The following is an 8,079-nucleotide window of genomic DNA, read 5'->3' as shown; positions in this document are numbered from 1 at the left end:
CCACCACCGCGTCGGGTTTGCGGGCCGCGACACGGCGTGCGGGCTCTGGCACTCGACAAGGCGCAGCGCGTCGCGGCCCGCAAACCCGACGCGGTGGTGGTGGGGGCGGATACGGTGGTGGTGTTGCGCGGCGAGCGGCTCGGCAAACCGCGCGACGCCGAGGAGGCGCTCGCGATGCTCAAACGACTCCATGGCCGGGCGCACGAGGTGTGGACCGGAGTCGCGATCGTTTGCGGACGCGATCGCCGCACCACCGCCGAGTGCACCCGGGTGCGGTTCGCGCGCCTCGAAGAGGCGACGCTGCGCGCCTACGTCGAGAGCCGAGAACCGCTCGACAAGGCCGGGGCCTACGGGATCCAGGGGCTGGCGGGGCAGTTCATCAAGTCGATCGAGGGCGACTACTACAATGTGGTGGGGCTGCCGCTCGCCCGGCTGCGGCTCATGCTGGCCGAATTCGCCTGACCGGCGGCGGAATCGGAGAGGTGCCAGGTGGTCAGCGGCTTGACGCCCATTTTTCGACCGTGTTAGCCTCCGTCGTTTCTCACCCCTAGACAGCGTGTTCCGGCGCGGCAACGGCCGTGCGCGGAGGTCCGCGCAGGCGGTCCATGGCCACGCGTCCGTTTGGAGGAGCAGCATGAAGACGTATTCCGCCCGCGAGGCCGACATCCAGCGCGAATGGCTGGTGGTCGACGCCGCCGGCAAAACGCTCGGCCGGCTCGCGAGCCAGGTGGCGACGGTGCTCAAGGGCAAGCACAAGCCCATGTACACCCCCCACATGGATACCGGCGATCACGTAATCGTGGTCAACTGCGAAAAGGTCGCGATGAGCGGCTCGAAGCCGGAAGACAAGAAGTACTTCCGCCACACGTTGTATCCGGGTGGCGCGTACTGGGTGACGATCGACCAGATGATGGAGAAGCACCCGGATCGGGTGATCACGCTGGCGGTGCGCGGCATGTTGCCTCGCAACCGGCTGGGTCGCGCCATGATGAAGAAGCTCAAGGTGTACGCCGGCTCGGAACACCCGCATGTCGCGCAGCAGCCGCGCGCATGGGAACCGACTTACTGAGGACGGGAGACGCATGGCCACTCTGACGATCAAGCCACACACGGGACGCCGCAAGGAAAGTGTCGCCCGCGTGCGCCTGTTGCCCGGTTCGGGCAAGCACACCATCAACGACCGGGTCCCCGTTCAGTATTTCACGCGCGAGTCCCTGGTGACCCACGCGTTTCGCGCCTTCACGGTCGCGAATCTCATCGGCAAGCACGACGCGGTGGTGCGCGTGAGCGGTGGCGGGCTCACCGGTCAGGCGGGCGCCGTTCGCATGGCGATCGCACGGGCGCTGCTGAGTGAGGACGAAGCATTGCGTTCGCTGCTCGGTCGCGAGGGGCTGCTGACCCGCGATTCGCGCATGAAGGAACGCAAGAAGTACGGACAGCCGGGCGCGCGTAAGCGCTTCCAGTTCAGCAAGCGCTGATCCGCGCGTCCGGGGCCTTCGCCCGGACGACATCACACACGTCGAGTGCCGCGCACCGGGGTCGGTGTCCCAACCTCCATCCGGAGAAGGACGCTGCGGGGCGCAAACCAGCACTTCGGCGGAGGAAGTAACCCCGGGAGGAGTCACGTGGCTCAGATCGTACTCAAGGATCTGCTCGAGGCCGGCGTCCATTTCGGACACCAGACTCGACGCTGGAATCCTCAGATGAAGCGCTTCATCTTCATGGAGCGCAACGGCATCTACATCATCGACCTCCAGAAGACCCTGCAGTGCCTCGACGAGGCGCGCAACGCGATCCAGCGTGCGGTGCGCGGTGGCGGACATGTGTTGTTCGTCGGCACCAAGAAGCAGGGCAAGGGCATGGTGGCGGAACAGGCCGCGCGCAGCGGGCAGTACCACGTCACCGAGCGCTGGCTGGGCGGCATGCTCACGAACTTCAAGACCATCCGCGGCAGCATCAAGAGTCTCAAAGATCTCGATCGCATGGCCGAGGACGGCACGTTCGAGAAGCTCACCAAGAAGGAAGCGTCGCGGCGTCAGCGCGAGCGCGAGCGCCTGCAGTTCGTGTTCTCCGGTATCAAGGAGATGCCCGGGCTGCCGGCGGTGGTGTTCATTCTCGATACCAAGAAGGAAAAGATCGCGGTGCAGGAAGCGAATCGCCTCGGCATCCCGATCGTCGGTGTGGTCGACACGAACTGCGACCCGAATCTCATCGACTTCCCGGTTCCCGGCAACGACGACGCGCTGCGCGCCATCAAGCTCTTCACGTCGTTCGTGGCGGACACCGTGATCGAGTCGCGTGCCGCAGCGCTCGAAGGCAGCGACGCGCAGACGGTTTCGTTCGGCGGTGACGCCGCCGAGGCCGAGAGTCGCGATGCGGTGGCCGGCGCCCGCGCACGCTGAGTTCGGACCCACTCTCCACCTTTCCGCCCGTCCGCGCCGCCGCGCGGGCGGGCGTTCCGACGCACGAGGAGTTCCATGCAGATCACCGCGGATCAGGTCAGGCAGCTCCGGGAGATGACCGGAGCGGGAATGATGGAATGCAAGAAGGCGCTCGCGGAGGCCGCGGGTGACGTCGAAAAGGCGGTCGAGAACCTGCGCAAGGCCGGCATCGCGAAGGCCGAGAAGCGAGGCGAGCGTGCGGCCTCCGAAGGACTGGTCGAGGCCTACATCCATCCCGGCAATCGCATCGGGGTGCTGATCGAAGTGAACTGCGAGACCGACTTCGTCGCCCGCACGCCGGAGTTCGGCGCCCTGGTGCGCGAGCTGGCCATGCAGGTCGCCGCGGCTGGCGCCGACTTCGTGACGCGCTCCGAGGTCCCGGCGGCACGGGTCGAGAAGGAGAAGGAGATCCTGCTCGCCCAGATGGAGGGCCAGGGCAAGCCGGCAAACATGCTCGAGAAGATCGTGCAGGGAAAGATCGACAAGTTCTTCTCCGAGGTGTGCCTCATGGAACAGCCGTACATCAAGGACGACAAGCAGTCGGTAGGCGACCTGGTGAAGGCGGCCGGCTCGAAGACCGGCGAGAACATCGTGGTGCGACGCTTCTCGCGTTTCCGGCTCGGTCAGGACTAGCGCGTGGCCGCGCGCTGGCAGCGCGTCCTGCTCAAGCTGAGCGGTGAGATCCTCGCCGGCGAAGACGGAGGTCACGGCATCGCCGAGGACGTGATCTCGAGCGTCGCGGACGAGATCCGCGACGTGCACGCGCTCGGAATTCAGGTCGGCATCGTGCTGGGTGGCGGCAACATTTTCCGCGGTCTGGCGGCGAGTGCTCGAGGCATGGATCGGGTCGGCGCCGACTACATGGGCATGCTCGCAACCGTCATCAACAGCCTCGCGCTGCAGAACGCGCTCGAGGCGCGCGGTTGCGATACGCGCGTCATGTCGGCGATCGAGATGGCGCGCGTGTGCGAGCCCTACATTCGCCGCCGCGCCGTGCGCCACCTCGAGAAGCATCGCGTGGTGATCCTGGCGGCCGGCACCGGCAATCCTTACTTCACGACCGACACCGCGGCTGCGCTGCGGGCGATCGAGACCGGGTGCGAGGTGATTCTCAAGGGAACCAAGGTCGACGGGATCTACAGCAGCGATCCGATGAAGGACGCGTCCGCCACCTTCTTTCCTCACATCGCCTATATGGATATCCTGAGCCGTGGACTCAAGGTGATGGACTCGACCGCAATCTCGTTGTGCATGGACAACCGTCTGCCGATCGTCGTTTTCAACATCCGCCAGCGCGGCAACCTGCTGCGCGTGGTGACGGGCGAACCGGTGGGCACCTGGGTGGGAGAGGAACCGCGATGACCCAGAAAATCGTTCAGGACGCCGAAGCTCGCATGAAGAAGGCGCTCGAGAGCGTACAGAAGGAACTGTCGGGAGTGAGATCCGGAAAAGCCACCCCGGGTCTGCTCGACACCGTTCGTGTCGAGGCGTATGGCTCGGTGGTCTCGCTCAAGGAAGTGGGCCAGGTGAGCGCGCCGGAAGCGCGTCTGCTCACGATTCAGCCGTGGGACAAGTCGCTGATCAAGGCGATCTCCCGCGCGATCTCGACCTCGGATCTCGGACTGTCGCCGACCGACGACGGGCAGCTGGTGCGCGTCGCATTGCCATCGCTGACCGAGGAGCGCCGCAAGGACCTGGTCAAGCTGGTTTCCAAGTTCGCAGAGGAAGGTCGCGTGCACATGCGGCAGGTCCGGCACGACGTGATCAAGGACGTGCAGCATCAGCAGAAGGAAGGCGTGATTGCCGAGGACGAGTCCCGTCGCCTGCAGGCCGACATCCAGAAACTGACCGACAAGTATGTCGGACTGATCGACGAGCTGCTCAAGAAGAAGACCGTCGAGGTGATGGAAGTCTGATCGTCGCCCGGCGGCTCGCGCGGGTGGCGCGAGCGCCGGCTGCGTTCCGTCCGCATCACGGAGCGCCCGGTATTCACGCGGAGGCGGCGTTGCCCACGCGCATTCCCACCGCCGAGGAACTGAAACGGCACGGAAACGTGCCGCGGCACATCGCGATCATCATGGACGGTAACGGCCGCTGGGCCCGCGCGCGCGGTGTTCCGCGCCTGATGGGACATCGCGCCGGCCGCGAGGCGGTGCGTGATGCGGTCAAGGGCTGCGTCGAGCTCGGCGTCGAAGTGCTCACGCTCTATACCTTCTCGACCGAGAACTGGAACCGCCCGCGCCGCGAAGTGCAGGCTCTGATGACGATCCTGCGCCAGACGCTGCGCGGCGAACGGCGCGAACTGCGCGATCGAAACGTGCGACTGCAGGTGGTGGGGCGGCGTGCCGACCTGCCGAAGCCGGTGCTCGAGGTGCTCGAGGAGACCCAGGCGTATCTGTCGAGTTCGACCGGGCTGCTGCTCAACCTGGCGCTGTCGTACAGCGGGCGCACCGAGCTGGTGGATGCGGCGCGGCAGCTCGTGGACGACGTACTCCGCAACGGATGGACCGCGGCGGACGTCGACGAACAACGGTTCGGTTCCTACCTCTATACCGCGGGGCTGCCGGACCCCGACCTGCTGATCCGCACCAGTGGCGAAATGCGGGTCTCGAACTTCCTGCTGTGGCAGATCGCGTACGCCGAGTTCTGGGTGACCGAGACGCGCTGGCCGGACTTTCGTCGCCGTCACCTGTTCCAGGCGGTCGCGGATTTCCAGCGTCGAGAACGCCGCTTCGGGCGCACCGAGCCGCGGGACCAGCCGTCATGACCGCGACCCCGCCGGAACTGGCGCCGCCCGAGCCGATGGCGATCGAACCCGCTGCCGCAGCTGGCGAGGCGCCGAAGCGCTCGTCGTGGGCGCTGCCGCTGCGCATCGCGAGCGGCGTGCTGTTCGTGCCGCTGCTGCTGTTCCTCAACCAGCTCGGCGGCTTCGCGTTCTTCACGCTGGTGGCGCTGGTGGTGGCGGCGGGCCTGATCGAGTTCTACACCATGATGCGCGGCCGCGAGCTGCGGCCCTATCGGCGACTCGGGCTCGCGTCCGCCCTCGCGCTCCTGTGGGTGTGCGCGCATCCGGAGACGCCCTATGTCACGTTTCTCGCCACCTCGGGAGTGTTGCTGGTGCTGGCGCTCGAATTGCGGCGGCCCGAGGCGACGCGCCGCATCGAGGACATCGCGGTCACGTGGTTCGGGGTGTTGTACGTCGGATGGCTGTCCGCGCATCTGGTGCTGCTTCGCGAACTGCCGTGGCAGTCGGGACTGCCGTACGCGGACGGAGCGCGCTTCGTGGCGCTCGCCTTCGCGCTCACCTGGAGTTGCGACATCGGCGCGTTCGCAGTCGGCCGTGCACTCGGCCGAACCCGGCCGTGGTCGCGGATCTCGCCGCGCAAATCCCTGGAGGGAGCGGCGGGCGGACTCACCGCCGCCGCACTCGCGGCGTTCGCGTGCCGCGCGACGTTCGCTCCGTTCCTGTCGTGGCTCGACGCGCTCGCGCTCGGCCTGCTCGCCGGCGTGTTCTCGCAGGTCGGAGACCTGGTCGAATCGCTGCTCAAGCGCGACGCCCGCTTCGGAGATTCTTCGGAATTGATTCCGGGACATGGCGGCGTGCTGGATCGATTCGACAGCCTGTTCTTCGCGGCGCCGGTCGTCTACTACTACCTGCGGCTCGTGGTGTTCGGCCTGCCATGACGAATCGCGTGGTGGTCTTGGGAGCGACCGGCTCGATCGGTCGCCAGACGCTCGACGTCTCGTGGCGGCATCGAGATCGTTTCCGGATCGTGGCGCTGGCGGCGGGCTCCGATCTCGACGGCCTGGTCGCGCTCGCACGCGAGTGCGGACAACGCGGGGTGGCGCTGCAAGCACTCGGACTCGAGCGCGCGGCCGATGCGTCCCGCGCACGCGATGCGCTGGCGTCCGTGTGTCCCGCCGCCCGCATCGAGGTGGGCGCGGGCAGCGCGGCGCGACTCGCCGGGGAATGTGCTGCCGATGCGGTGGTGAATGGCATCGTGGGGGCCGCCGGACTCGACGCTTCGCTTGCGACGCTGGCGGCCGGGCGGAGACTCGCGCTGGCGAACAAGGAGACCCTGGTGATCGGCGCGGAGCTGGTGCAGCGAGCGCTGGCGAGCGGCGGCGAATTGATTCCGGTCGACAGCGAGCACAGTGCCGCACTGCTGTGCCTGGGTGGACGACCCGCCTCGGAAGTTGCGCGCCTCACGCTCACCGCCTCGGGCGGACCGCTGCGCGACCATCGCAACTGGCGTCAGGCGTCGGTCGCCGAGGTGCTCGCGCATCCGGTGTGGGCGATGGGGCGCCGCATCACCGTGGACTCGGCATTGCTCGTCAACAAGGCGCTCGAGCTGATCGAAGCGCGCGCGCTGTTCGGGCTCGATTGGTCCCAGCTCGACGCCGTGATCCATCCGCAGGCGCGCTTCCATGCGCTGGTCGCGTTTCGAGACGGTGCGCTGGTCGCGCAGGCCGCCGCCGCCGACATGCGCCTTCCGATCCAGCTCGCGTTGAGCTGGCCCGAGCACTGGGAGGGCCCGGTGCCTCCGCTCGCGGCCCCGGACCTGGCGCGCCTCGACTTCGAGGCGATCGCGCCGGGTCGATTCCCGGCCTTCGACCTTGGGGTGGCGGTCGGAAAGGCGGGGGGAACCGCCCCTTGCGCGTACAACGCGGCGGACGAAGAAGCGGTCGCCGCGTTTCTCGACGGTCGGATCCCGCTCGGTCGGGTGGTCGAGATTCTCGAGCAGGTGATGGCGGCGCACGACCGCGAAGCGGTGTCCTCGCGCGCGCAGCTCGCCGCGGTCGACGAGTGGGCGCGCCGTGCTGCGCGTGAACGGGTGGCGGCATGAAGCTCCATGCGGTCGCGGCGCCCTCGCGCGCGACGCTGTCGCGCTGGGCGCGTGCGCTGCCGGGACGCCGCGCACTGGTGTGGGGCGACTTCGTGCTGGACGAGTACGTGCGATGTCTTTCCCGTCGCGTCTCACGCGAGGCTCCGGTGTTGATCCTCGACTGGCAGGCACGTTCGGTTCAGCCGGGCGGTGCGGCGAATGCGGCGCTCAATCTGGCGAGCCTCGGCGCACGGGTGAGCGTGGTCGGGTTGGTCGGGGCCGACCCCGCAGGCCGTGAACTGCGCGAGTTGCTCGAGCGCGCCCGCATCGATACCACCGGACTCGTCGAGCATCCGAATGCGGAGACGGTGGTCAAGACCCGGGTCGTCGCGGGCGCGGTGCACACCGCACTGCAGCAGGTCCTTCGCATCGATCGCGGCGGGCGCTTCGCGGCGCGATCGAGCGCCGTCGTTCGCTCACTCGCGGCGGCGCTCGAGAGTGCGGGAGGCTCGGCCGAGGCGGTGGTGCTTTCGGACTACGGCTACGGCTCGGTGACGCCCGAGCGCGCGGCTCCGTGGATCGCCCGCTGGCGCGACGCGGGCGCGACCGTCGCGGTCGACTCGCGCCATGCGGTGATGCGCTATTCCGGGGTCACGCTGGCGACCCCGAACGAGAGCGAGGCGTCCGAGGCGGCCGACCTCGAGATCGCGAGCGGGCGCGACCTCGAACGAGTGGCCGCGCGGCTGATCGCCCGCATGCGCGTCGAGCACCTGATCGTGACACGCGGTCGCGACGGCCTGACGCTCTGGAAT

At 67.9% G+C, this 8,079-nt stretch carries 11 protein-coding genes; all 11 read left to right on the top strand.

Annotated features, from left to right (window positions below; translation table 11 throughout):
* The coding region (gene maf, locus HOP12_07925) for a septum formation protein Maf (protein ID NOT34082.1) at positions 1-462 on the top strand (462 nt) is incomplete at its 5' end.
* A gap of 172 nt (positions 463-634) precedes the next feature.
* Entirely contained in the window at positions 635-1,069 is a 435-nt protein-coding gene (gene rplM, locus HOP12_07920; GenBank protein NOT34081.1) for a 50S ribosomal protein L13, read from the top strand.
* Positions 1,070-1,082: 13 nt separating this feature from the next.
* The gene (gene rpsI / locus HOP12_07915) at positions 1,083-1,478 is read left to right on the top strand and encodes a 30S ribosomal protein S9 (protein NOT34080.1); all 396 of its coding nucleotides are present in this window, start codon (positions 1,083-1,085) and stop codon (positions 1,476-1,478) included.
* 147 nt (positions 1,479-1,625) lie between these two features.
* On the top strand, positions 1,626-2,402 hold the full coding sequence (gene rpsB / locus HOP12_07910; GenBank protein ID NOT34079.1) for a 30S ribosomal protein S2: 777 nt from the start codon (positions 1,626-1,628) through the stop codon (positions 2,400-2,402).
* A 75-nt stretch (positions 2,403-2,477) separates the two neighbouring features.
* On the top strand, positions 2,478-3,074 hold the full coding sequence (gene tsf, locus HOP12_07905) for a translation elongation factor Ts (protein NOT34078.1): 597 nt from the start codon (positions 2,478-2,480) through the stop codon (positions 3,072-3,074).
* A 3-nt stretch (positions 3,075-3,077) separates the two neighbouring features.
* Positions 3,078-3,803 (top strand): UMP kinase, encoded by a 726-nt coding sequence (locus HOP12_07900; protein ID NOT34077.1) that lies wholly within the window; start codon positions 3,078-3,080, stop codon positions 3,801-3,803.
* The gene (gene frr / locus HOP12_07895; protein ID NOT34076.1) at positions 3,800-4,357 is read left to right on the top strand and encodes a ribosome recycling factor; all 558 of its coding nucleotides are present in this window, start codon (positions 3,800-3,802) and stop codon (positions 4,355-4,357) included. The genes HOP12_07900 and frr overlap by 4 nt, the downstream gene beginning before the upstream one ends.
* Positions 4,358-4,518: 161 nt before the next feature.
* Positions 4,519-5,208 carry a di-trans,poly-cis-decaprenylcistransferase gene (gene uppS, locus HOP12_07890; protein ID NOT34075.1) on the top strand — a complete coding sequence of 230 codons (690 nt, stop codon included), beginning with the start codon at positions 4,519-4,521 and terminating at the stop codon, positions 5,206-5,208.
* Positions 5,205-6,125 carry a phosphatidate cytidylyltransferase gene (locus HOP12_07885; GenBank protein ID NOT34074.1) on the top strand — a complete coding sequence of 307 codons (921 nt, stop codon included), beginning with the start codon at positions 5,205-5,207 and terminating at the stop codon, positions 6,123-6,125. The genes uppS and HOP12_07885 overlap by 4 nt, the downstream gene beginning before the upstream one ends.
* A gap of 8 nt (positions 6,126-6,133) precedes the next feature.
* On the top strand, positions 6,134-7,288 hold the full coding sequence (locus HOP12_07880) for a 1-deoxy-D-xylulose-5-phosphate reductoisomerase (GenBank protein NOT34073.1): 1,155 nt from the start codon (positions 6,134-6,136) through the stop codon (positions 7,286-7,288).
* On the top strand, positions 7,285-8,079 hold a 795-nt coding region (locus HOP12_07875; GenBank protein NOT34072.1), incomplete at its 3' end, for a sugar kinase. The genes HOP12_07880 and HOP12_07875, both read left to right, overlap by 4 nt.

It is taken from the genome of Candidatus Eisenbacteria bacterium (assembly GCA_013140805.1).
Taxonomy (GTDB): domain Bacteria; phylum Eisenbacteria; class RBG-16-71-46; order RBG-16-71-46; family RBG-16-71-46; genus JABFRW01.
This window is presented reverse-complemented; position numbering and strand designations above follow the sequence as displayed.